A 23,027-nucleotide genomic window follows, 5' to 3' on the forward strand; every position below is an offset into this window, starting at 1 on the left:
TTTGGGCAGGGAGTACGCAACCGTCCGCTGCCCTCGCCGGCCCGGGCGCCGGGCCCTCCCGGGGGTGTTTCTCAGCGGGCTCCGGTCACCGGATGTGACCGTCGCCGGTCACGATGTACTTGGTGGAGGTCAGCTCCGGCAGGCCCATGGGGCCACGGGCGTGCAGCTTCTGGGTGGAGATGCCGATCTCGGCGCCGAAGCCGAACTGTCCGCCGTCCGTGAAGCGGGTGGAGGCGTTGACGGCGACCGTGGTGGAGTCGACCAGCCGGGTGAACCGGCGGGCGGCGGCCTGGGAGGTGGTGACGATGGCCTCGGTGTGGCCGGAGCTCCAGAAGCGGATGTGCTCGACGGCCTTGTCGAGGGAGTCGACGACGGCGGCGGCGATGTCGTAGGAGAGGTACTCGGTCTCCCAGTCCTCGGGGGTGGCCGGGACGACGGTGGCCTTGGTGTCCGCGGCGTGGGCGAGGACGCGCTCGTCGGCGTGGACGGTGACGCCGGCCTCGGCCAGGGCGTCGAGGGCACGCGGCAGGAAGGCGGCGGCGATGTCCTGGTGGACGAGGAGGGTCTCGGCGGAGTTGCAGACGCTGACCCGGTCGGCCTTGGAGTTGACCAGGATGGCGACGGCCATGTCGAGGTCGGCCTCGGCGTCCACGTAGACGTGGCAGTTGCCGGTGCCGGTCTCGATGACCGGGACGGTGGACTCCTCGACGACCGTGCGGATCAGGGAGGCGCCGCCGCGCGGGATGAGCACGTCGACGAGGCCGCGGGCCCGCATCAGTTCGCGTACGGACTCGCGGGACTCGCCGGGGACGAGCTGGACGGCGTCGGCGGGCAGTCCGGCGCCGCCGACGGCGTCGCGCAGCACCCGGACGAGGGCGCTGTTGGAGGCGTACGCGGAGGAGGAGCCGCGCAGCAGGACGGCGTTGCCGGACTTGAGGCAGAGGGCGGCGGCGTCGACGGTGACGTTGGGCCGGGCCTCGTAGATGATGCCGATGACACCGAGCGGGACGCGGACCTGGCGCAGGTCGATGCCGTTGGGGAGGGTGGAGCCGCGCACGATCTCGCCGACCGGGTCGGGCAGGGCGGCGACGTGCCGGACGTCGGCGGCGATGGCCCGGACCCGCTCGGGGGTGAGGGTGAGCCGGTCGATGACGGACTCGCTGGTCCCGGCCTCGCGGGCGCGGGCGATGTCCTCGGCGTTGGCCTCGACGATCTCGGCCGTACGGACCTCCAGGGCGTCCGCCATGGCGAGCAGGGCGTCGTCCTTCGCCGCGCGCGGAAGTGGCGCGATATCGGCGGCCGCGGCACGGGCCCGGTAGGCGGCCTGGGCGACCGGGGACATGTTGTCGAGGGGCGTGAGCGAGGTCATGCCCGCAGGGTACTGGCACCCCCGCGGACATCCCTCACGTCTTTTCCCACCGTCCCGCAGTCCGAGACGGGCCGGGGAAACGGCACGGGAATCGGCCCGGGAGACCGCGCCCCCTCGGGGCCCGTACGGCATGTCTCCGTACGGGCTACGGGCTACGGAGCCTCCGCCGGGACCGCGCACGCGGGCGCGCGGGCCCGGCGGACGGGCTCAGTACGCGCGGGCTCAGTACGGGTGGACGCCGACCGGGGCGGCCGGCGGCGGGCCGTAGCCCTCGGCGATCCGCTGGTGGTAGGTCTCGCGGTCGATGACCTCCAGACCGACGATCTCCCACGGCGGCAGCTGCGCGGTCTGCCGGTGCTCGCCCCACAGCCGCAGGGCGACGGCCGCGGCGTCGTGCAGGTCGCGGGCCTCCTCCCAGTAGCGGATCTCGGCGTGGTCACCGGCGTAGCGGCTGGTCAGCAGGAAGGGGTGGTCGTGGGCCAGCTGTTCGAGGGCCCGGCGCACCTCCTTCAGCGGGGCCTCCCGGCCGGAGACGCTGAGCGTGACGTGCCAGAGCCGGGACACCTCCCGGTCCGGCTCCCGCGTCTGCTCGGGTCTCCTTCCCGACGACTCCGCCGGCCGTACGCCGGCGGAGCCCCCGCGGTCGAAGTCGGCTCCGGCCCCGACACTCGTCAGGGCGCGTTCGGCCGTCCCGCGGGGCTGTGCCCCTGGGCGCGCTCGTCTCACGGCGGCCTCCTGTGTGATGCCTTCGCTGTGCTGTCGCCTGCTGCCTGGTGCTGCGCGTGCTGTGTGTCGTCCCGTCCCCTCGGCACTCCGTCTCCCCGACACAAAGTGGAGCAGTCCGCGGCGGTGCGTGGGGCGGTTTTGGTAAAGGTGCCCGCCGGTTGACCGGACTTTCAGCCGTTTCGGTTCACATGCCACCGGTCGTACGAGCCGGGCTCGTACGCACCGCGTCCGGCCGGACACGCAGGGGTACGGGACCCCGGTCCGGCCGTCCGGTTCACATCACGACGAGGTCGTCGCGGTGCACGACCTCGCGCTCGTACTCCGGGCCCAGTTCCCGGGCCAGGTCGTGGGTGGAGCGGCCGAGCATCCGGGGCAGTTCCCGGGCGTCGAAGTTGACGAGCCCTCGGGCGACGGCGTGCCCCGAGGTGTTCCGCAGCTCCACCGGGTCGCCGGCCGTGAACTCGCCCTCGGTGGCGGCGATCCCGGCGGCGAGCAGTGACTTCTTGCCCTCCACCACGGCCTTGACCGCCCCGTCGTCCAGGACGAGCGCGCCCTGGGGCGTGGAGGCGTGGGCGAGCCACAGCAGCCGGCCGGCGGAGCGGCGGCCGGTGCGGTGGAAGTACGTGCCGGTGTCGCGGCCCGTGAGGGCGTCGGCGGCGCGGCTGGCGGAGGTGAGGACGACGGGGACGCCCGCGGCGGCGGCGATCCGGGCCGCCTCGACCTTGGTGACCATGCCGCCGGTGCCGACGCCCGCCTTGCCCGCCGCGCCGATCTCGACGTGGGCGATGTCGGCGGGGCCGCGTACCTCCGCGATGCGGGTGGTGTCCGGGCGCGCCGGGTCGCCGTCGTACAGACCGTCCACGTCGGACAGCAGGACCAGCAGGTCGGCGCGGACGAGATGGGCGACGAGGGCGGCAAGGCGGTCGTTGTCGCCGAAGCGGATCTCGTCCGTGGCGACCGTGTCGTTCTCGTTGACGACCGGCAGCGCGCCCATGGCGAGCAGCTGGTCGAGAGTGCGGTAGGCGTTGCGGTAGTGGGCGCGGCGGCTGGTGTCGTCGGTGGTGAGGAGGACCTGGCCGACGCGGACGCCGTAGCGCGCGAAGGAGGCGGTGTAGCGGGCCACCAGCAGGCCCTGGCCGACGCTGGCGGCGGCCTGCTGGCGGGCCAGGTCCTTGGGGCGGCGGGTGAGGCCGAGCGGGGCGAGTCCGGCGGCGATGGCGCCGGAGGAGACCAGCACGATCTCCTTCTCGCCGCCGCTGCGGATCTTGGCGAGGACGTCCACGAGGGCGTCCACCCGGTCGGCGTCCAGGCCCCCGGAGGCGGTGGTCAGCGAGGACGAGCCGACCTTCACCACGATCCTGCGGGCTTCCGTCACGTCCTGCCTAGCCACTGTCACCTGCGGGTCCTCGCCGTCGTGCTCGCCGTCGCGCGCGGCGCGCCGATCGGCGTGCCGTGCTCTCGCTCGGCACGCAATCTACGCGAGAGCCGACGGCCGCCGCCGGGCTATTCCGCAGGCTGGACGGACCGCCCGGTGTGGGCGTCCCAGGCCGAGGCGATCATGGCGCGGACGTCGTGGCGGGCGGTCCAGCCGAGTTCGGCGGAGATCCGCCCGGCGGAGGCGACCACCCGGGCCGGATCCCCGGGGCGGCGCGCGACGACGGCGGGCTCGGCGGAGCGGCCGGTGACCTCGCGGATCAGGTCGATCATCTCGCGTACGGAGACGCCCTCGCCCCGGCCGATGTTGAGGGTGAGGTCGCGCGGGGTGCCCGCCGCGGCGTCCTCGGCGAGCCGGCGGGCGGTGGCGAGATGGGCGTCGGCGAGGTCGGCGACGTGGATGTAGTCGCGGACGCAGGTGCCGTCCGGGGTCGGGTAGTCGTCACCGAAGATCAGCGGCGGCTCCCCGGCGTCGAGCCGCTGGAAGACCATGGGCACGAGGTTGGAGACGCCGGTGTCGGCCAGCTCGGGGGCGGCGGTGCCGGCCACGTTGAAGTAGCGCAGACAGGCGGTGGCCAGGCCGTGGGCCCGGCCGGCCGAGCGGACCATCCACTCGCCGGCGGTCTTCGTCTCGCCGTACGGGCTGAGCGGGGCGCAGGGGGTGTCCTCGGTGACCAGTTCGGTGTCGGGCATCCCGTACACGGAGGCGGAGGAGGAGAAGAGGAACGCGGCCACCCCGGCGTCGGCGGCGGCCTCCAGGAGGATCTGGAGGCCGGTGACGTTCTCGCGGTAGTAGAGGAGGGGGCGTTCGACGGATTCGCCGACGGCCTTCTTCGCCGCGAGGTGGACGATGCCCCGGACGCCGTGGGCGCGCAGCACCTTGTCGAGGAAGGGCCGGTCGAGGACGGTGCCCCGCTCCAGCGGTACGCCCGCCGGGATCCGGGCCGGGTCGCCGGTGGAGAGGTCGTCCAGGACGACCACCCGTTCGCCGGCCTCGGTCATGGACTTGACGACATGGGAGCCGATGTAACCGGCGCCGCCGGTGATGAGCCACGTCATTCGGGCAGCCTAACGCGTACGGGTGAGCGGGGGCGGCGGCCCGGGCCCCCGGCCCTGGTCCTGCTCCTGTCCTCCTCCTGTCCGGGCGGCGGGCCGGGCGCCGCCCCGCCGCCGCCCCGCCGCCGTCAGTTCCCGCCGCTCCCGCCGCTCCCGCCGCGCGCGAGGGAGGCGCGGAAGGCCCGGCACTCCTCGTACACCGGCAGGATCCCGGTCTCACGGGCCTCGGCGAGCGTCGGCGCCTGTGTGTCCTTGGCGGACAGCTCCGGGGCACCGCCGGCCGGCCACTCCACGCCGATCTCGGGGTCGAGCGGATGGATGCCGCGCTCGCGCTGCGGGGCGTACCCCTCCGAGCAGAGGTAGACGACGGTCGCGTCGTCCGTGAGCGCGCAGAAGCCGTGGCCGAGTCCCTCGGAGAGGTAGACGGCCCTGCGCTCCTTGTCGTCGAGGCGGACGGCCTCCCAGCGGCCGAAGGTCGGCGAGCCGAGCCGTACGTCGACGATGACGTCGAGCACGGCGCCGCGCACACAGGTCACGTACTTCGCCTGGCCGGGCGGGACGTCCGCGAAGTGGATGCCCCGGACGACGCCGGCGGCGGAGACGGACATGTTGGCCTGCTTCAGGTCCAGCGGGTGGCCGGCGGCGTCGGCCAGCGCCTCCGCCTTGTACCACTCCAGGAACAGGCCCCGGGCGTCCCCGTGCTGCCGGGGGACAAGCTCCCAGGCGCCTTCGATGCCGAGCGGGTCGACCTTCATGGATAGTGCCGCTCCCTCTTTCTCTTCCTTGACGTTGTTTCCCCGACTCCGCAGCGGGCGTCCTCAGGACTCGTGCTCGGGATTCGTGCTCGGGATTCGTGCTCGGGATTCGTGCTCAGGTCTCGTACGCGAGCAGATCGAGCAGATAGTCGCCGTATCCACTCTTGGTCAGCGGCCCGGCGAGCTCGCGCAGCCGCGCGTCGTCGATGAACCCGGCGCGCCAGACGGCCTCCTCCAGGCAGCCGATCTTCATGCCCTGCCGCTCCTCGACCACCCGCACGTACTCGGACGCCTGGACGAGGGAGTGGAAGGTGCCGGTGTCCAGCCAGACCGTGCCCCGGTCGAGGACCGAGACATGGAGTTCACCGCGCTCCAGGTAGTGCCGGTTGATGTCGGTGATCTCCAGCTCGCCGCGGTCGCTGGGCTTGAGCCCTCGGGCGATGCCGGTGACCCGGCTGTCGTAGAAGTAGAGGCCGGGCACCGCGTAGCGGGACTTCGGCCGCTCCGGCTTCTCCTCGATGGAACGGGCACGGCCGTGCTCGTCGAAGTCGACGACCCCGTAGGCGCTGGGGTCGGAGACGGCGTGGGCGAACACCACACCGCCCTCGGGGCGCCGGAAGCGGGCGAGCTGCCGGCCGAGGCCGACCCCGTGGAAGATGTTGTCGCCGAGGATCAGGGCGACGGGTTCGTCGCCGATGAACTCCTCGCCGATGACGAACGCCTCGGCGATGCCGTTGGGGTGGTCCTGGACGGCGAACCGGATGTCGAGCCCGAAGGCGGAACCGTCGCCGAGGAGCCGCTCGAACTGGGGGCGCTCCTCGGGACCGGTGATGACGAGGATCTCGCGCAGACCCGCCATCACGAGGGTGGTCAGGGGGTAGTAGATCATCGGTTTGTCGAAGACCGGCATGAGCTGCTTGGAGACCGCGCGGGTGATCGGCCACAGTCGTGAACCGGTCCCGCCGGCGAGCAAAATTCCACGCATGGCTCAGCAGCGTACGGCAGCGCCTCGGCGCGGGCCGAGTCCCGCGCGGGCCGGATCCACGGCGTTTCCAGGCCGTTTTCCGAGCGGTTCCCGCCGCCGGTCGCGACCGGCCGCCCGGACCCGCCGCCCCGGCCCCGGTGTCGCACGCGCCTGGAGCTCTGCCCCGCCCCTGGGGCACCCAGGGTCTGTCTTTCGGATCTTGCCGGGCTCGCAGGCCCCGGCACGCACGCTCGCCGCGTTGTCGTCGGTCGCCAACGCTCCGCGTTGTCTCCCTCCTCCGCCTTGCGATCACACGCACCGGACCCCGCTCACTGATCCGGCCTGATCCAAAAGACAGGCCCTAGGATGTTGTCCTTATGAGGATTCTGGTCACCGGCGGCGCCGGGTTCATCGGATCACAGTTCGTACGGGCGCTGCTCGCCGAGGAGCTGCCCTCGGGCCGGGACGCCCATGTCACCGTCCTGGACAACCTCACCTACTCCGGCAACGAGGCGAACCTCGCCCCGGTCGCCGACCTGCCCGGCTACACCTTCGTCCGGGGCGACATCCGCGATCCGGGCACGGTCGACGAGGTGACGCGCGGCCACGACGCCGTGGTGCACTTCGCCGCCGAGTCGCACGTGGACCGCTCGATCCTGGACTCCTCGCCCTTCGTGACGACGAACGTCCTCGGCACCCAGACGCTGCTCGACGCGGCGCACCGGCACGGCGTCGGCCGTTTCGTACACGTGTCCACGGACGAGGTGTACGGCTCGATCGCCGAGGGCTCCTGGACCGAGGACTGGCCGCTCGCGCCGAACTCCCCGTACTCCGCCTCCAAGGCCGGCTCGGACCTGCTGGCCCTGTCGTACCACCGCACGCACGGCATGGACGTCGTCGTGACCCGCTGCTCCAACAACTACGGGCAGTACCACTTCCCCGAGAAGATGATCCCGCTGTTCACCACGAACCTGCTGGACGGCAGGAAGGTGCCGCTGTACGGCGAGGGGCTGAACGTCCGCGACTGGCTGCACGTCTCGGACCACTGCCGGGGCATCGAACTGGTGCTGCGCGGCGGCCGGGCCGGCGAGATCTACCACATCGGCGGCGGCACCGAGGTGACCAACAAGGAGCTGACCGGGCTGCTGCTCGACGCCTGCGGCGCGGGCTGGGACATGGTCGAGCACGTCGCCGACCGCAAGGGCCACGACCTGCGCTACTCCCTGTCCATCGACAAGATCCGCGAGGAGCTGGGCTACACGCCGCGGGTCTCCTTCGAGACGGGCCTCGCCGACACCGTCCAGTGGTACCGCGACAACCGGACCTGGTGGGAGCCGCTCAAGGCGAAGGCGGCACTGTCGTGAGCGCCCGCTGGCTGGTCACCGGCGCCGCCGGGATGCTGGGCCGCGACCTCGCCTCGGTGCTGGACGCGGCCGGGGCCGACGTCGTCGCGGCGGGCCGCCGCGAGCTGGACGTCACCGACGCCGCCGCCGTGCGCGCGGCCGTCGCGGGCCGGGACGTGGTGGTCAACGCCGCCGCCTGGACCGACGTGGACGGTGCCGAGACGGCGGAGGCCGCGGCCACCCGGGTCAACGGCGACGGCCCGCGCGCCCTCGCGGCGGCCTGCGCCGAGGCCGGGGCGGTACTGCTCCAGGTCTCCACCGACTACGTCTTCCCGGGCGACGCCACCGAGCCGTACCGGCACGACGCCCCCACCTCCCCCGTCAACGCCTACGGCCGGGGCAAGCTGGCCGGTGAGCGGGCGGTCCTGGAGCTGCTGCCGGAGCGCGGGTACGTGGTGCGCACGGCGTGGCTGTACGGCGCCCACGGCCGCAACTTCGTGACGACCATGCTGGGCCTGGCCGAGCGGCACCCGACCGTCGACGTGGTCGACGACCAGCGCGGGCAGCCGACCTGGACCCGGGCGCTGGCCCGGCAGCTGCGCGAGCTGGGCGAGGCGGCGGTGGCCGGGCGGGCCCCGGCGGGGATCTACCACGGCACGGCGTCGGCCACGGCGACCTGGTTCGACCTGGCGCGGGCGGCCTTCGAGCTGACCGGCCTGGATCCGGAGCGGGTGCGGCCGACCACGTCGGAGGCGTTCGTCCGGCCCGCGCGCCGGCCCGCGTACAGCGTGCTCGCGCACGAGCGCTGGGCCGAGGCGGGCGTGGCGGCGCAGCCGCACTGGCGCGAGCAGCTGACCGAGGCGCTGGCGGTCATGACGGCCCCGGCGGCCGGTACGACGACTACCGGTACGCCGGCGCCCGGAACCCGTACCTCCAGCGCCCCCGGCACCTCGGGCACCACGTCCAAGACCGGCGCCCCGGACACCCCGGACTCCCCCCGCTCTCCCTCCGGCGGACGGTCCGGCGCGTGACCCTGCTCGACCGCATCACCCGCATCACCACGGTCCTGCCGCGCGGCACCGCCTTCGTCGGGGTCGGCACGGCGCTGCTCGGCGGGGCCAACTACGTGCATCTCGCGGCGGCGGGCCACACGCTGTCCGTCGACGACATGGCGAGCTTCTCCGTCCTGTGGACGATCGTCGCCTCGCTCGGGCTCGGCCTGTTCTTCCCCGTCGAACAGGAGGTCACCCGGGTGGTGGCCGCGCGCGTGGTGGCCGGCGACGGCGCCCTGCCCGTGCTGCGGCGCGGCGCGGCGCTGGCCGGCGGGCTGCTCGCGGCGGTCCTGCTGCCGCTGGTGCTGTTCGCGGGGCCGATCGCCGACCTCTTCTTCCACTCCGACCGCTCGCTGCTCGTCGCGCTCGGCGGCGCCTTCGCGGCGCTCGCCTGTGCCCATCTGACCCGCGGGATGCTGGCCGGGCTCGGCCGCTTCGAGGCGTACGGGTTCCAGCTGGGCCTGGACGGGCTGCTGCGGATCGCCTTGTCGGTGGGCCTGGCGCTGGCCGGGGTCACGTCGGTGTTCGCGTTCGCCGCCGTCATGACGGTGGCGCCGCTGGTGTCGGTCCTGGCGACGCTCGTGCCGGTGCGGCGCGGGGCGCGGCCGGGGCAGCAGGCGGACTGGGGGGAGCTGATCGGGCAGCTGGGGATGCTGGTCGGTTCGACGCTGCTCGCGCAGGTGCTCGTCAATGTGGCGGTCATCAGTACGAAGCTGATCGCGTCGGACGACAGCGCGCTGGTGGCGGCGCTGCTCTCGGCGCTCGTCGTGGCCCGCGTACCCGTGTTCGTGTTCGGTGCCTTTCAGGCGTCCCTGCTCGCCGGTCTGTCGACGGCGCGGGCCGAGAACGACACGCCCGGTTACCGACGGCTACTGCTGCGGGCCTGCTCGATGACGGCCGGTATGGGGCTGTCGTTCGGCGTGGCGGCGGCCGTGCTGGGGCCGCTGCTGCTGCCGGTACTCTTCGGCGCGCCGGATGTTCTCGGGCCGGTGGACTTCGGGTGGCTGGCGCTCGGCACGACGCTGTTCCTGCTGGCGATGGTGCTCGGCCAGGCGCTTCTGACCAGCGGCGCGGCACGTCAGCAACTGCTGGCGTGGATCGCCGGAACGGTGGTGCTCCTGGCCGTCACACTGAGCCCGCTGGAACTGCGCAGCAGGGTGGAAATCGCCTACACCTTGGGCGCACTTGTGGTGGTCACCACAATGATGCTCATTGTTCGCTCTCGTGTACGCTAGCGCTCGGTTTCACCCATAGGAATGATCATCATTCCATCACTCTCCGCGTTCTCCAGCGACGGACAGTAAACTTCAGCCTCACGGCGCCGATCGCCACTACTTTTTTGGAACTAGACAGGCCGTTTCCATGAGTCGTCCGATAGTCCGGAGCCCGCGTGAAGTTGTGGATGCTGACTTCGGTCACCGGAGTCTTCCTCGTCGCTTGCATCGTCGAGCTGCTGCGCCGTCGCAAGCTCAAGGAGAAGTACGCCTTTCTCTGGGTGTTCACCGGTCTGGTGATCATCCCGCTCGGCTTCTTTCCGAGCGCTCTCGACTCGGTGGCGGACGCCGTGGGTGTCGCCTCGGGCGTCAGTCTGATTCTTTTCCTCGGTGTCGCGTTCCTCTTCGTGATCTGCCTTCAGCTGAGCTGGGAAGTGGGCCGACTGGAGGAGGAGAGCCGCACTCTTTCGGAGGAAGTGGCACTGCTCCGCATCGACGTGCGCGAGCTGCACGAACGCGCGCCGGAGAACCCGGGCAGGACCGCCGGAGCCGCGCCGGGGAGCCGCACGTGATCGACGGCAAGCGCGTCCTGATCATCATGCCCGCGTGGAACGAGGCCGATGGCGTCGCCGACGTCATCAAGGAGGTCCACACCACCCTCCCCGGTGCCGACATCCTCGTCGTCGACGACGGCTCGGGCGACGACACGGCCGCCGTGGCGCGCCGCGCCGGCGCGACCGTGATGCGACTCCCGTACAACCTCGGCGTCGGCGGCGCCATGCGGGCCGGCTACCGCTACGCGAGCGACCGGTCCTACGACGTCACCGTCCAGGTCGACGCGGACGGCCAGCACGACCCGCGCGACGTGCCCGAGCTGATCGAGCGCCTCGACGCGGGCGCCGACCTGGTGGTGGGCGCGCGCTTCGCGGGCACGGGCGCGTACGACGCCCGCGGGCCGCGCCGGTGGGCGATGCTCGTGCTCGCCTTCTGGCTGTCCCGGATGTCCAAGACCCGGCTGACCGACGTCACTTCGGGCTTCCGCGCCTCCGGCCGCGACCTCATCGACGTGTTCGCGCGCTGGTACCCCGTCGAGTACCTGGGCGACACGGTGGAGTCCACCATCGCCGTGGTCCGGGCCGGCTACCGCGTCGAGCAGGTGCCCGTCGCCATAAGACCGCGCGCCGCCGGAACGCCCAGCCAGTCGCCGCTCAAGGCCGGTCTGTACCTGGGCCGGATCGGCATGATCCTGCTGCTCTCGCTCAGCCGCTCCTCGCTCGGCCCGAAGCGGAAGGGCACGTGAAGCAGGTGCGGAACCCCGATCACGCCGACAGCACCGCCAGTGCCGCCAACACCGCCAGTGCCGCCAACACCGCCGGTGCCGCCACCACCGAGAACACCGCCGGCACCGGCCGCGCCGACAGCCTCGGCACGCTCGACATCATGCTGCCGCACTACGGCGACACCCCGCTGATGCAGGCCGCGGTGCGCAGCGTGCTCGACCAGACCGACGGGGACTGGCGGCTGACCGTCGTCGACGACGGCGAGGAGCCGGGCGTACCCGAGTGGTTCGCCTCCCTCGGCGACAGCCGCGTCCGGTATCTGCGCAACGAGCGGAACCTCGGCATCACCAAGAACTTCGGCAAGTGCGTCGACCTGGTCGAGTCGCCGTACTTCAGCATGCTCGGCAGCGACGATCTGCTGCTGCCCACCTACGTCGCGACGATGCGCTCCGCCGTCGCGGCCCGGCCCGGCGCGGCCCTCTATCAGCCGGGCGTCCAGGTCATCGACGAGTACGGCAGGCCCTCGACGACCCTGGGCGACGAGGTCAAGAAACGCTTCTACGCCCCGAAGAGCACCGGCCGCCGGCTGGAGCTCGGCGGCGAGCGGCTCGCCGCGAACCTGCTCGGCGGCAACTGGCTGTACTTTCCCTCGCTCGTCTGGCGCGCCGACGCCGTCAAGGAAGTCGGCTTCCGGGAGGACCTGTCGGTCATCCAGGACCTGGCGCTGATCATCGAGCTGGTCAAGCGGGGTGAACGGCTCGTCGTCGAGCCGGCCACCGCCTTCCGCTACCGGCGCCATTCGAAAAGCCTGTCCTCCTCGGAGGCCGCCAACGGTGCCCGCTTCGGCGAAGCCGTCCGGTTCTTCCACGAGGTCGCGGACGATCTCGACCGGCACGGCTGGCCGAAGGCCGCCCGCGCCGCACGCCGACATCTGTCCATGCGGCTGCACGCCCTGAGCCTGGTCCCCGGAGCCCTCCGGCACGGACGGTCCGGGGCCCTACGCACGTTCCTTGGTTATGCCCTGTCCACCGGTCAGCCCTGACCCGCGGGCACACTCCAGTCTCCCTCGTCAGATTCCACGGTATTGAGATGACACAGACGCATTCCCACTCTGCTTCCGAAACGCCCTTCTTCAGCATCATCGTTCCCACGTACAAGGTTCAGGCGTTCCTCCGGGACTGCCTGGACTCCGTGCTGGAGCAGTCGTTCACGGACTACGAGCTCCTCGTCGTCAACGACTGCTCGCCGGACGGATGCGGCGAGATCATCGACGAGTACGCCGAGGCCGACTCGCGCGTCGTGGCGATGCACCTGGAGCAGAACGTCGGGCTCGGCCGGGCGCGCAACGCGGGCATGGCCCGCGCCAAGGGCACGTACGTCCTCTTCCTCGACAGCGACGACACGGTGCTGCCCGGCTCGCTCCAGGCCATCGCCCGCCGGATCGAGGAGACGGACAATCCGGACCTCGTCATCTTCGACTACGCCCGTACCCACTGGAACGGCCGTGTCACCCCGAACGCCCGCGCCGACGTGCTGGCCGAGGCCGCCCAGAAGGGCGTCTTCCCGCTGAGCGGGCAGCCCGAGCTGCTCGGCCTGCTCCAGGTCGCGTGGAACAAGGCGTACCGCCGGGACTTCCTCGACCAGTGGGGCTTCCAGTACCCCTCCGGTTACTACGAGGACACCCCCTGGACCTACCCGGTCATGATCGCGGCGGAGACCATCGCCGTCCTCGACCGCGTGTGCGTCTACTACCGCCAGCGGCGCCAGGGCAGCATCCTGCACAGCACCAGCCGCAAGCACTTCGACGTGTTCGACCAGTACGACCTGGTCTTCAAGTTCCTCGCCGAGAACCCGAAGTTCGCGGAATACCAGGGCGTCATCTACGAGCGGATGATCAACCACTTCCGGGTGATCGCCGACTCCCCGGGCCGTCTGCCCAACGACGCGCGCGCCGAGTTCCAGACCCGCTGGAACGAGGAGGAGCGCCGCTACCGCCCGGCGGGCCAGGGCGCTCCCGCCCGGACCAAGCGTCAGCTGGTCCCGGCCAAGCACCAGCAGAAGGCCCGCAAGACGGCCCAGTGGGTCAAGCGCAAGGCCAAGCCGACGAAGCTCAAGCGCAAGCTGCGCAAGCGCCTCCTGGAGACGTACTACAAGACCCAGCGGATGCTGCCGGTCAAGAACGACGTCGCCGTCTTCGCCGCCTACTGGAACGCCTCGTACTCCTGCAACCCCGCGGCGATCCACGAGAAGATGAAGGAACTCGCCCCTGGCATAAAGGCGGTGTGGGTCCTCAAGGACAGCGCCACCAGCCGGCCGCCGAAGGGCGTGTCGGTCGTGCACCCGGGCTCCCTCGGCTTCTGGAAGGCCATGGCGCGCGGCAAGTACTTCGTCAACAACGTGAACTTCCCGCCGTCCGTGGTCAAGCGCGAGGGCCAGGTCCACCTCCAGACCCACCACGGCACCCCGCTCAAGCGCATGGGTGTCGACCTGGCGGAGTACCCGGTCGGCCGCAGCGGCATGAACCTGAACAAGCTCATGGAGCGCGTGGACCGCTGGGACTACAGCCTCACCTCCAACAGCTTCTCCACCGCCGCCTGGGACCGGGCCTACCCGTCGTTCTACGAGCCGCTGGAGTACGGCTACCCGCGCAACGACCAGCTCGTGAACGCGACGGCGGCGGACGTGGCCGCGGCCCGCGAGAAGCTCGGCATCGCCGAGGGCACCAAGGTGATCCTCTACACGCCGACCCACCGCGACTACCACGACTCGCCCAAGGCGATGCTGGACCTGGAGAAGTTCGCCGAGGCGATCGGTTCCGACTACACCCTGCTGGTCCGCGCGCACTACTTCTACAAGAAGAGCCTGCTGGCCTTCGGTTCGAGCGGCAGCGCCCGGCTCGTCGACGTGAGCACCCACCCGTCGGTCGAGGAGCTCTACCTCGCCTCGGACTGTCTGCTCGTGGACTACTCGTCGGTGATGTTCGACTACGCGAACCTCGACCGGCCGATCGTGGTCTTCGCGAACGACTGGGAGGTGTACCGCACCACGCGTGGCACCTACTTCGACATCACGGTCGACTCCCCCGGTCTGACCGTGCGCACCGAGGAAGAGGTCACCGAGGTCTTCACGTCCGGTCGCTGGAACAGTGCCGAGTCGGACGCGGCCCGCGCCGTGTTCCGCAAGCGGTTCTGCGAGTTCGACGACGGCCGGGCGGCCGAGCGGGTGGTCCGCAAGGTCTTCCTCGGCCAGGACGAGGTCCCGCCGGTGCTGCCGATCGGCGAGCGTCCGGTGCCCCCGCGCCCGGCCGTCCGGCAGACGGCCGAAGCGGCCACGCCTCGCGATCGTGAGACCGTCTGATCGATAGTGTGGTGGACTGTTCCGACCGTCCACCTCCACACTGTCCAGCGGAGCCGTGTTGAAACTCCCGCGCAACAGCACGATCAACACGTACTGGGAACGAATCCCCAAGAAGCGGAGACTGCCCCTGGCGGTCTACGCCGCCACGCAGTTTCTCTTCCTGCTGTGGTGGGCCGCGTACTTTCCGGGAGCCCTGAGCTACGACTCGGTCACCTACATCTGGCATGTCACGACGGACCACTGGGAGTCCAACCACTCGGTGGTCTACGACTCCCTGGTGTGGCTGTCGCTCAACACCACCGGTGACCTCTGGCTGCTGACGCTGGCCCAGACCGTCGCGATGTCGGCGGTGCTCTCCTACTGTTCCGTCACCCTCCGGGAGTGGGGTGTACGGCAGCGGTGGGCCGCCGTCGCCGCCTCGGTGCCGGCCCTGCTGCCACCGACGGCCGTCTTCGTCGTCTTCGTGTGGAAGGACGTGCCGTACGTCATCGGCGCGGTCCTCGCCTTCGGCGCGGCGGGCCGGCTCGGTGCGCGGCGGGCCCGCGGCCGTCAGGCCGTACGCGACCGGTACTTCTACCGCACCGTCGGGCTGCTCTTCCTGGGCTTCCTGATGCTCTCGGTGTTCCGGAACAACGGCCTGCTGGTCGCCGCCATCGCCGCCCCGATCCTGCTGATCGCGCTGCCCTCGATGCGGCGCTGGGTGCTCGCGGCGACTGCCATCCCGGTCTCGATCATGGTGCTGCTGAGCACCGTGGTCTATCCGGCGGTCGGGGTGAAGACCCCGCCCAAGGACGCGGTGTACGCCTTCTTCTACGCGGACATCGCCGTCGCCTACGGCCAGCGGCCCAGCCTCTTCACCCCGCAGAACAAGGCCCTGCTGGCCTCGATCGCGCCCCTGTCCCACTGGAAGGGCCGCGCGGCCAACTGCTACAACGCCGACTGGGCGATGGAGTCGCCGCCGATGAACCGGCCGCTCGCGGCCGAACGCAACGACGAGCTGATGGCCGTGTGGCGGCGGGTCCTGACCAAGGCCCCCGATCTGATCATCGGTGCGCGGCTGTGCCGGGCGCACATCGCCTGGGCGATCTGGCCCGGCCCCAAGGAACTGCGCGCGAACACCCTGACGAGCGACCCCAAGACCTCGCCGACACTGTTCTCGTACCTCACCTGGAACAAGAGCATCCAGCACAGCCCGTACCGCCAGAAGCTGAAGATCCGCCCGCTGTGGGAGCCGCTGCACTCGGTCGCGGACTCGCTGTGGACCGCGTTCAAGGTGCCGCAGCTCCAATGGCTGCTGTTCCGCGGGGCGATCTGGTGCTACGCGGCGTACGCGATCGTGCTGATGCTCCGCCGCCGCACCAAGCTGAAGGGCACCTCGGCGCTGCTGGCGCTCACCCTGGGCCTCCAGCTCTCGATCCTGCCCGCGAACCCGGCCCCGCTGTGGCGCTACATGATCGCCCCGATCTTCATCGGCATCCTGATCCTCCCGCTGATGCGGGCGAAGCCGCGCTTCGGCCGCCAGCAGTCGTCGAGGACGTCGAAACCGACCCGGAATCGGAGCAGGAGCCGGACGCGGACGAGGAAGCCGGCGACGGTGTCCTGACGGTACGGATACGGATACGCGCGAACACGGGAAAGCCCCGTTCCCCTCGGCCGAGGGGAACGGGGCTTTCCCGTACGTCCGACTAGAACGTCTGGAAGTCGTCGAACTCGCGCTGCGCGTCGTCCCGCTGCGCGTCGCGGTCGCGACGCCGCTGGGCGGCCGGGCGCGGGGCCTCCAGACGGTGGTCCTCGCCACGGCGGCCGAGCATCTCGGCGCCGGCCATCATCGAGGGCTCCCAGTCGAAGACGACCGCGTTGTCCTCGGCACCGATCGCCACGCCGTCGCCGGCGCGGGCGCCGGCCTTCATCAGCGCCTCCTCGACGCCGAGGCGGTTGAGCCGGTCGGCGAGGTAGCCGACGGCCTCGTCGTTGTTGAAGTCGGTCTGGCGGACCCAGCGCTCGGGCTTCTCGCCGCGCACCCGGTAGACGTCCTCGTGCTCGTCGTAGGTGACGGTGAAGCCGGCGTCGTCGACCGCCTTCGGGCGGATGACGATACGGGTCGCCTCCTCCTTCGGCTTGCGGGCGCGGGCCTTCGCGATGATGTCGGCGAGGGCGAAGGAGAGCTCCTTCAGGCCCGTACGGGAGACCGCGGAGACCTCGAAGACGCGGTAGCCGCGCTCCAGGAGGTCGGGGCGGATCAGGTCCGCGAGGTCCTGGCCGTCGGGGATGTCGACCTTGTTGAGGACGACGACACGCGGACGGTCCTCGAGGCCGCCGTACTGCTTCAGCTCCTCCTCGATGGCGTCGAGGTCGCTGACCGGGTCGCGGTCGGACTCCAGCGTCGCCGTGTCGAGGATGTGCACGAGCACCGAGCAGCGCTCGACGTGGCGCAGGAACTCCAGACCGAGGCCGCGGCCCTGGCTGGCGCCGGGGATGAGGCCGGGGACGTCGGCGATGGTGTAGACCGTCGAGCCGGCGGTGACCACGCCGAGGTTCGGGACGAGGGTCGTGAAGGGGTAGTCCGCGATCTTCGGCTTGGCGGCCGAGAGGACGGAGATCAGCGAGGACTTGCCGGCGCTCGGGAAGCCGACGAGCGCCACGTCGGCGACCGTCTTCAGTTCGAGGACGATGTCGTCGAAGTCGCCGGGCTCGCCGAGCAGCGCGAAGCCGGGGGCCTTGCGGCGGGCGGAGGACAGCGCGGCGTTGCCGAGGCCGCCGCGGCCGCCCTGGGCGGCGACGTACGTGGTGCCCTGGCCGATCAGGTCGGCGAGGACGTTGCCCCGCTTGTCGAGCACGACGGTGCCGTCGGGCACGGTCAGGACCAGGTCCTGGCCGTCCTTGCCGGCCCGGTGGTCGCCCGCGCCGGGCTTGCCGTTGGTGGCCTTGCGGTGCGGCGAGTGGTGGTAGTCGAGGAGCGTGGTGATCGACTGGTCGACGACCAGGATCACATCGCCGCCACGGCCGCCGTTGCCGCCGTCGGGGCCGCCGAGGGGCTTGAACTTCTCTCGGAATACGGAGGCGCAGCCGTGGCCTCCGTTACCCGCGGCGACGTGCAGCTCGACGCGGTCCACGAAGGTGGTCATGTTCTGTGCCTCCAGAAAAGCTAAGGGTGGGACTGTTTATCTAGTAAACACGCCAAAGGCGGACCCGCTTCCCCAGAGGGAAGTGAGGCCCGCCTCAGCGAAAACGTCCGATCAGGCGACCGGGACGATGTTCACGACCTTGCGGCCACGGAAGGTGCCGAACTGCACCGAACCGGCCTGCAGGGCGAACAGCGTGTCGTCGCCACCGCGACCGACACCCGAGCCCGGGTGGAAGTGGGTGCCACGCTGGCGGACCAGGATCTCACCCGCGTTGACGACCTGACCGCCGAAGCGCTTCACGCCGAGCCGCTGGGCATTGGAATCGCGACCGTTCCGGGTGGACGATGCGCCCTTCTTGTGTGCCATTGCTCAGTCCCTCTTTACTTCGCGGCCGACGGGATGGACGTGACCTTGATCGCCGTGTACTGCTGACGGTGACCCTGGCGACGGCGGTAGCCGGTCTTGTTCTTGTAGCGCAGGATGTCGATCTTGGCGCCCTTGGTGTGGTCCACGACCTCGGCCTGGACCTTGATGCCGGCCAGGACCCACGGGTCGCTGGTCACGGCGTCGCCGTCGACCACGAGCAGGGTCGAGAGCTCGACCGTGTCGCCGATCTTGGCGGTGGAAATCTTGTCAACCTCAACGATGTCGCCGACAGCAACCTTGTGCTGGCGACCACCGCTGCGCACGATGGCGTACACGCGGATCTCTCTCTCACTCGAAAAAAGGGGGCCTCTGACGCCAGCCGCCCACGCACGGGCCACAAGGACCACGGCGAGTTCCGGATCGGACGAGCGGCCTCTCCCGGCGAGCCGGGAGGGAGGTGCTCAGAGGGTGCGGCGTATCAATCGACACACCGAGGGTCCAGATTACGGGCGCGTCCCGTAAGGGGTCAAATCCCGGCCGTGCCGGCGGCCGCGGACGCCGTCTCGGCCTCCGCCTCCGCCTCGGCGACGAAGCCCTTCAGCCAGGCGCGGAAGTCCGGGCCGAGGTCCTCGCGCTCGCAGGCCAGGCGCACGATGGCGCGCAGGTAGTCGCCCCGGTCGCCGGTGTCGTAACGGCGGCCCTTGAAGACCACGCCGAACACCGGACCGCCCAGCTCCTCGTCGAGCGCCATCGCCTGGAGCGCGTCGGTGAGCTGGATCTCGCCGCCGCGGCCCGGCTCGGTCTCGCGCAGGACGCCGAAGACGGCCGGGTCGAGGACGTAGCGGCCGATGATGGCGAGGTTGCTGGGCGCCTCCTCCGTGGCCGGCTTCTCGACGAGGCCGGTGATACGGACGACGTCGGCCTCGTCGGTCGGCTCGACGGCGGCGCAGCCGTACATGTGGATCTGCGACGGCTCGACCTCCATCAGGGCGACGACGCTGCCGCGGCCGTCCCCGAGGACCTCCAGCATGCGGGCGAGCAGCGGGTCGCGCGGGTCGATGAGGTCGTCGCCGAGGAGGACCGCGAACGGCTCGTCGCCGACGTGCGGCGCGGCGCACAGCACGGCGTGGCCGAGACCGCGCGGGTCGCCCTGGCGGACGTAGTGCATGGTGGCCAGCTCGCTGGACTCCTGGACCCGGGCGAGCCGGTCGGCGTCACCCTTGCGGGTCAGCGCCTCCTCCAGCTCGTAGTTGCGGTCGAAGTGGTCCTCGAGCGGGCGCTTGTTACGGCCGGTGACCATGAGGACGTCGGAGAGGCCCGCCGAGACCGCCTCCTCCACGACGTACTGGATGGCCGGCTTGTCGACGACCGGCAGCATCTCCTTCGGCGTCGCCTTGGTGGCGGGAAGGAAGCGCGTTCCGAGACCGGCAGCGGGAATGACGGCCTTGCGAACGCGGGGGGCGGGAATGTTGTTCATCGGGGTGTGTTCCTGGTTCCGATCGGGTCAAGCCGCGTGGACCGTCCTCTTGGGTCAAGGACGGTCCACGCGGTTCACGACGGGGACGAGACCGTGTCAGTCCTGGGCGGGGGCTGCGGTCTTCTTCGTGGTCGCGGCCTTCTTCGCGGTCGCCGTCTTCTTCGCCGCGGTCTTCTTGGCCGCCGTCTTCTTGGTGGCGGCCTTCTTCGCGGTGGCCTTCTTGGCGGTCTTGCGGACCGCCTTCTTCGCCGGGGTGGGCTCCTCGGCGACGGCCTCGGCCTCGGCCTTGACCGGGGCGGCCTCCTCGGCCGGGGCGGCGGACGCCACCACGACCACGGCGGCCTCCTCGGCACCGGCCGGCGAACCGGCGGCGGCCGTGGCCTTGCGGACCACCCGGCGGCGCGCCCGCGGCGGGGCGGCCACGGGGGCCTCGGGGGCCTCGGCGGCAGGCGTGGCCTCGGTGACGGCGGCGGGCGCGGCCTCCGGCTCGACGGCCGGCTGGGCGGCCGGCTCGGCGACGGGGGCCGCGGGGGCCTCGGTGCGCTCCGCGGCGGCGCCGGCCGGGGCCGACGTCTTGCGGGTGGCACGGCGGCGGGTCCGCGGGGCGGGCGCCTCGGGAGCCTCGACCGGGGCCGGTGCCGGGGCCTCCGCCTCGGCCTGGGCGGCCTCGGGCTCGGCGGCCACGGGCTCGGCGACCGGTGCGGCCTTCGCCTTCGTCCGGGTACGCGTCTTCGGCGCGGCCTTCGGCTCCGGCTTGGCCTCGGGGACGACGACCTCGTAGGTCTCCGTCTCCGTCACGGCCGGCGAGGACACCGGCGCCGACACCCGGCGGGTCGCCCGGCGGCGGCCGCGGGCACCGCGCGTCGCGGCGGCCTCGGCCTCCGCGATGCTGCCGTACAGCTCCTCGTCCGGGGCGATCGGCGACTCCACGGCCTGCGGCGCGGCGAGCTCCGCCGCCACCTCGGCCTCGGTCTCCGCAGCGGTCTCGAACGGCACCGGGGCCGGCATGGCCTCGTGGCCGTGCGTCTCGTGGGCGTGCTCGTGGACGTCGCCGCCCCGGCCGCGCTTCTTCGAGCGCTTGCCGCCACCGCCGCCGTGCGTCGCCGGCTGCTCCATGTGGACGATGACACCGCGGCCGTTGCAGTGGACGCAGGTCTCCGAGAAGGACTCCAGGAGGCCCTGGCCGACCCGCTTGCGGGTCATCTGCACCAGGCCGAGCGAGGTGACCTCGGCCACCTGGTGCTTGGTCCGGTCGCGGCCCAGGCACTCCAGGAGACGGCGCAGCACCAGGTCGCGGTTGGACTCCAGGACCATGTCGATGAAGTCGATGACGACGATGCCGCCGAGGTCGCGCAGCCGCAGCTGGCGGACGATCTCCTCGGCCGCCTCCAGGTTGTTGCGGGTGACGGTCTCCTCGAGGTTGCCGCCCTGGCCGGTGAACTTGCCGGTGTTGACGTCGACGACGATCATCGCCTCGGTCTTGTCGATCACCAGCGAGCCGCCGGACGGCAGCCAGACCTTCCGGTCGAGCGCCTTCATCAGCTGCTCGTCGATCCGGTACGTGGCGAAGACGTCGACCTCGCTCGTCCACTTGGACAGGCGGTCGGCCAGGTCGGGCGCCACGTGCGAGACGTAGCCGTGGATGGTCTCCCACGCGTCGTCGCCGCTGACGATGACCTTGGAGAAGTCCTCGTTGAAGATGTCGCGGACGACCCGGACGGTCATGTCCGGCTCGCCGTAGAGCAGGCTCGGCGCGGACGTCGAGATCTGCTCGGCCTTCTTCTTGATGTCGGCCCACTGCGCCTGCAGGCGCTCGACGTCACGGCGCAGCTCGTCCTCGCTCGCGCCCTCGGCGGCGGTGCGCACGATGACGCCCGCGTCCTCGGGGACGATCTTCTTGAGGATCGACTTCAGCCGGGCGCGCTCGGTGTCCGGGAGCTTGCGGCTGATGCCGGTCATCGAGCCCTCGGGCACGTAGACCAGGTAGCGGCCGGGCAGCGAGACCTGGCTGGTCAGGCGGGCGCCCTTGTGGCCGATCGGGTCCTTGGTGACCTGCACCAGGACGGACTGGCCGGACTTCAGCGCGGTCTCGATACGGCGCGGGCCGCCGGACAGGCCGAGGGCCTCGAAGTTGACCTCGCCGGCGTACAGGACGGCGTTGCGGCCCTTGCCGATGTCGACGAAGGCGGCCTCCATGGACGGCAGCACGTTCTGGACCTTGCCCAGGTAGACGTTGCCGACGTACGAGGTGGACTGTTCCTTGTTGACGTAGTGCTCGACGAGCACGTTGTCTTCCAGGACGCCGATCTGGGTGCGCTCGCCGTTCTGGCGGACGACCATGACGCGCTCGACGGCCTCGCGGCGGGCCAGGAACTCGGCCTCGGAGATGATCGGGACGCGGCGGCGGCCCTGCTCGCGGCCCTCGCGGCGGCGCTGCTTCTTGGCCTCCAGACGGGTCGAGCCCTTGATGGACTGGACCTCGTCGGACGGCTCGGACTTCTCCCGGGCCGGGCGCGGCTCGCGGACCTTGACGACCGTACGGACGCCGTCCTCGTCGCTGCCCTCGGCCTCGCCGGAGCCCTCGCCGCTGCGGCGGCGACGGCGACGGCGGCGACGGGAGCTGCTGCTGCCCGCGGGGCCGTGGTCGTCGTCGGTGTCGTCCGCTTCCTCGGCGTCGTGCGTGTCGTGGGCGTCGTCCGCGTCGGTGTCCTCGGCGTGCGGCTCTTCGGCACCGTCCTCGGCGCCCTCGGACTCGTACGCTTCCTCGGCGTCGGCGGACTCGCCCCGGCGACGGCGACGGCCGCCCCGGCGACGGCGGCGCGACGGACGCTCCTCGTACCCCTCGGTCTCGTCGGCCGTGTCCTCGACCTCGGCCTCCGCCTCGGGGGTGGACTCGACCTCGGGCTCGTCGGCGGCGGTGGCCAAAACGGGCTCGACGGCGACGGGCTCGCCCCGGCGGCGACGGCGGCGGCGCGAGGGGGCCTCGGCGCTCTCCGCCGGCTCGGCGGCGACGGCGGCGGCCCGGGTGACCTGCGGCTGCTCCTCCTCGACCTGCTCCGAGATCTCGTGCTCGGCGGCCTCGCGGGCCACGGCGGCGGCCGCGGTCTCCGGGGTCTGGAACATGGGCTCGGTGAAGACCGGGGCCTGGAAGACGGCGACGGCCGGACGCTCGGCGCGACGGGCGCGCGGCTTCTCGTCGGCCTCGGCGGTGAACTGCGGCGAGGTCACCCGGCGGCGGCCACGGCCCCGGGCGGGGGCGGCGGCCTGCTCGGCGGCGACGGCCTCGGCGGCGTGCGAGGCGGTCTCCTCGACGGTGTCCTCGACCTGCTCCTCGCCGGTGTCGGCGGCGATCTCGGCGGCGACGTCCGGGCTCACGGCGACCGGGGCGCTCGCGGCGGCCGGGGCGCCGGCGGGCACGCTCGTCATCGTCGGCGTCCACTCGCCGAAGTTCGTGCACGAGGCCGAGCACCAGGCGGTCGTCGACGCCGTCGAGCGCTACGAGGTGCACC

19 protein-coding genes are annotated in these 23,027 nt (G+C 71.6%); 8 read left to right on the top strand and 11 right to left on the bottom strand.

Translation table 11 applies throughout. From position 1 onward, the window contains the following. Nucleotides 1–85 precede the first annotated feature (85 nt). From ABZ990_RS14285 to rfbA, 6 genes are all read right to left on the bottom strand, one after another. The gene (locus ABZ990_RS14285; RefSeq protein ID WP_361230461.1) at nt 86–1,369 is read right to left on the bottom strand and encodes a glutamate-5-semialdehyde dehydrogenase; all 1,284 of its coding nucleotides are present in this window, start codon (nt 1,367–1,369) and stop codon (nt 86–88) included. Nucleotides 1,370–1,591: 222 nt separating this feature from the next. Continuing rightward, complete coding sequence (locus ABZ990_RS14290; RefSeq protein WP_361230464.1) at nt 1,592–2,095, bottom strand: hypothetical protein; 504 nt, start codon at nt 2,093–2,095, stop codon at nt 1,592–1,594. Between the two features lie 274 nt (nt 2,096–2,369). Then, nucleotides 2,370–3,470 (bottom strand): glutamate 5-kinase, encoded by a 1,101-nt coding sequence (gene proB, locus ABZ990_RS14295; protein ID WP_361230524.1) that lies wholly within the window; start codon nt 3,468–3,470, stop codon nt 2,370–2,372. A gap of 128 nt (nt 3,471–3,598) precedes the next feature. Further along, complete coding sequence (gene galE, locus ABZ990_RS14300; RefSeq protein WP_361230467.1) at nt 3,599–4,588, bottom strand: UDP-glucose 4-epimerase GalE; 990 nt, start codon at nt 4,586–4,588, stop codon at nt 3,599–3,601. 125 nt (nt 4,589–4,713) lie between these two features. After that, entirely contained in the window at nt 4,714–5,340 is a 627-nt protein-coding gene (gene rfbC, locus ABZ990_RS14305; protein WP_361230470.1) for a dTDP-4-dehydrorhamnose 3,5-epimerase, read from the bottom strand. 115 nt (nt 5,341–5,455) lie between these two features. Beyond that, on the bottom strand, nt 5,456–6,325 hold the full coding sequence (gene rfbA, locus ABZ990_RS14310) for a glucose-1-phosphate thymidylyltransferase RfbA (RefSeq protein WP_361230473.1): 870 nt from the start codon (nt 6,323–6,325) through the stop codon (nt 5,456–5,458). A gap of 356 nt (nt 6,326–6,681) precedes the next feature. Here rfbA and rfbB point away from each other — a divergent pair, with 356 nt between their 5' ends. The 8 genes from rfbB to ABZ990_RS14350 all read left to right on the top strand — a co-directional run bounded on the left by rfbB (nt 6,682) and on the right by ABZ990_RS14350 (nt 16,153). After that, a complete protein-coding gene (gene rfbB / locus ABZ990_RS14315) occupies nt 6,682–7,668 on the top strand; it encodes a dTDP-glucose 4,6-dehydratase (RefSeq protein WP_361230476.1) in 987 nt (328 codons plus the stop codon). Further along, complete coding sequence (rfbD, locus tag ABZ990_RS14320) at nt 7,665–8,678, top strand: dTDP-4-dehydrorhamnose reductase (protein ID WP_361230478.1); 1,014 nt, start codon at nt 7,665–7,667, stop codon at nt 8,676–8,678. Before rfbB ends, rfbD begins: the two co-directional genes overlap by 4 nt. Beyond that, nucleotides 8,675–9,934, top strand: a complete 1,260-nt coding sequence (locus ABZ990_RS14325) for a hypothetical protein (protein WP_361230481.1) — start codon at nt 8,675–8,677, stop codon at nt 9,932–9,934. The genes rfbD and ABZ990_RS14325 overlap by 4 nt, the downstream gene beginning before the upstream one ends. Nucleotides 9,935–10,101: 167 nt before the next feature. Beyond that, nucleotides 10,102–10,485, top strand: a complete 384-nt coding sequence (locus ABZ990_RS14330) for a DUF2304 domain-containing protein (RefSeq protein WP_361230484.1) — start codon at nt 10,102–10,104, stop codon at nt 10,483–10,485. Beyond that, complete coding sequence (locus ABZ990_RS14335) at nt 10,482–11,213, top strand: glycosyltransferase family 2 protein (RefSeq protein WP_361230487.1); 732 nt, start codon at nt 10,482–10,484, stop codon at nt 11,211–11,213. The genes ABZ990_RS14330 and ABZ990_RS14335 overlap by 4 nt, the downstream gene beginning before the upstream one ends. After that, the gene (locus tag ABZ990_RS14340) at nt 11,210–12,235 is read left to right on the top strand and encodes a glycosyltransferase family 2 protein (protein ID WP_361230490.1); all 1,026 of its coding nucleotides are present in this window, start codon (nt 11,210–11,212) and stop codon (nt 12,233–12,235) included. Before ABZ990_RS14335 ends, ABZ990_RS14340 begins: the two co-directional genes overlap by 4 nt. Before the next feature lie 47 nt (nt 12,236–12,282). Next, on the top strand, nt 12,283–14,550 hold the full coding sequence (locus ABZ990_RS14345; RefSeq protein ID WP_361230493.1) for a CDP-glycerol glycerophosphotransferase family protein: 2,268 nt from the start codon (nt 12,283–12,285) through the stop codon (nt 14,548–14,550). A gap of 55 nt (nt 14,551–14,605) precedes the next feature. Continuing rightward, on the top strand, nt 14,606–16,153 hold the full coding sequence (locus ABZ990_RS14350) for a hypothetical protein (RefSeq protein ID WP_361230495.1): 1,548 nt from the start codon (nt 14,606–14,608) through the stop codon (nt 16,151–16,153). An 82-nt stretch (nt 16,154–16,235) separates the two neighbouring features. On the opposite strand, the gene obgE is transcribed toward ABZ990_RS14350, so the two are convergent. The 5 genes from obgE to ABZ990_RS14375 all read right to left on the bottom strand — a co-directional run bounded on the left by obgE (nt 16,236) and on the right by ABZ990_RS14375 (nt 22,893). Continuing rightward, complete coding sequence (obgE, locus tag ABZ990_RS14355; protein WP_361230498.1) at nt 16,236–17,675, bottom strand: GTPase ObgE; 1,440 nt, start codon at nt 17,673–17,675, stop codon at nt 16,236–16,238. Nucleotides 17,676–17,786: 111 nt separating this feature from the next. After that, entirely contained in the window at nt 17,787–18,041 is a 255-nt protein-coding gene (gene rpmA / locus ABZ990_RS14360; protein WP_030494090.1) for a 50S ribosomal protein L27, read from the bottom strand. A gap of 14 nt (nt 18,042–18,055) precedes the next feature. Beyond that, on the bottom strand, nt 18,056–18,376 hold the full coding sequence (gene rplU, locus ABZ990_RS14365; protein WP_361230500.1) for a 50S ribosomal protein L21: 321 nt from the start codon (nt 18,374–18,376) through the stop codon (nt 18,056–18,058). 191 nt (nt 18,377–18,567) lie between these two features. Continuing rightward, nucleotides 18,568–19,518: a UTP--glucose-1-phosphate uridylyltransferase GalU gene (gene galU, locus ABZ990_RS14370; protein ID WP_361230502.1), complete on the bottom strand. Its 951-nt coding sequence runs from the start codon at nt 19,516–19,518 to the stop codon at nt 18,568–18,570. 96 nt (nt 19,519–19,614) lie between these two features. After that, entirely contained in the window at nt 19,615–22,893 is a 3,279-nt protein-coding gene (locus ABZ990_RS14375; RefSeq protein ID WP_361230505.1) for an Rne/Rng family ribonuclease, read from the bottom strand. Nucleotides 22,894–23,027 lie beyond the last annotated feature (134 nt).

The sequence above is a fragment of the Streptomyces sp. NPDC046203 genome, assembly GCF_040646255.1.
Taxonomy (GTDB): domain Bacteria; phylum Actinomycetota; class Actinomycetes; order Streptomycetales; family Streptomycetaceae; genus Streptomyces.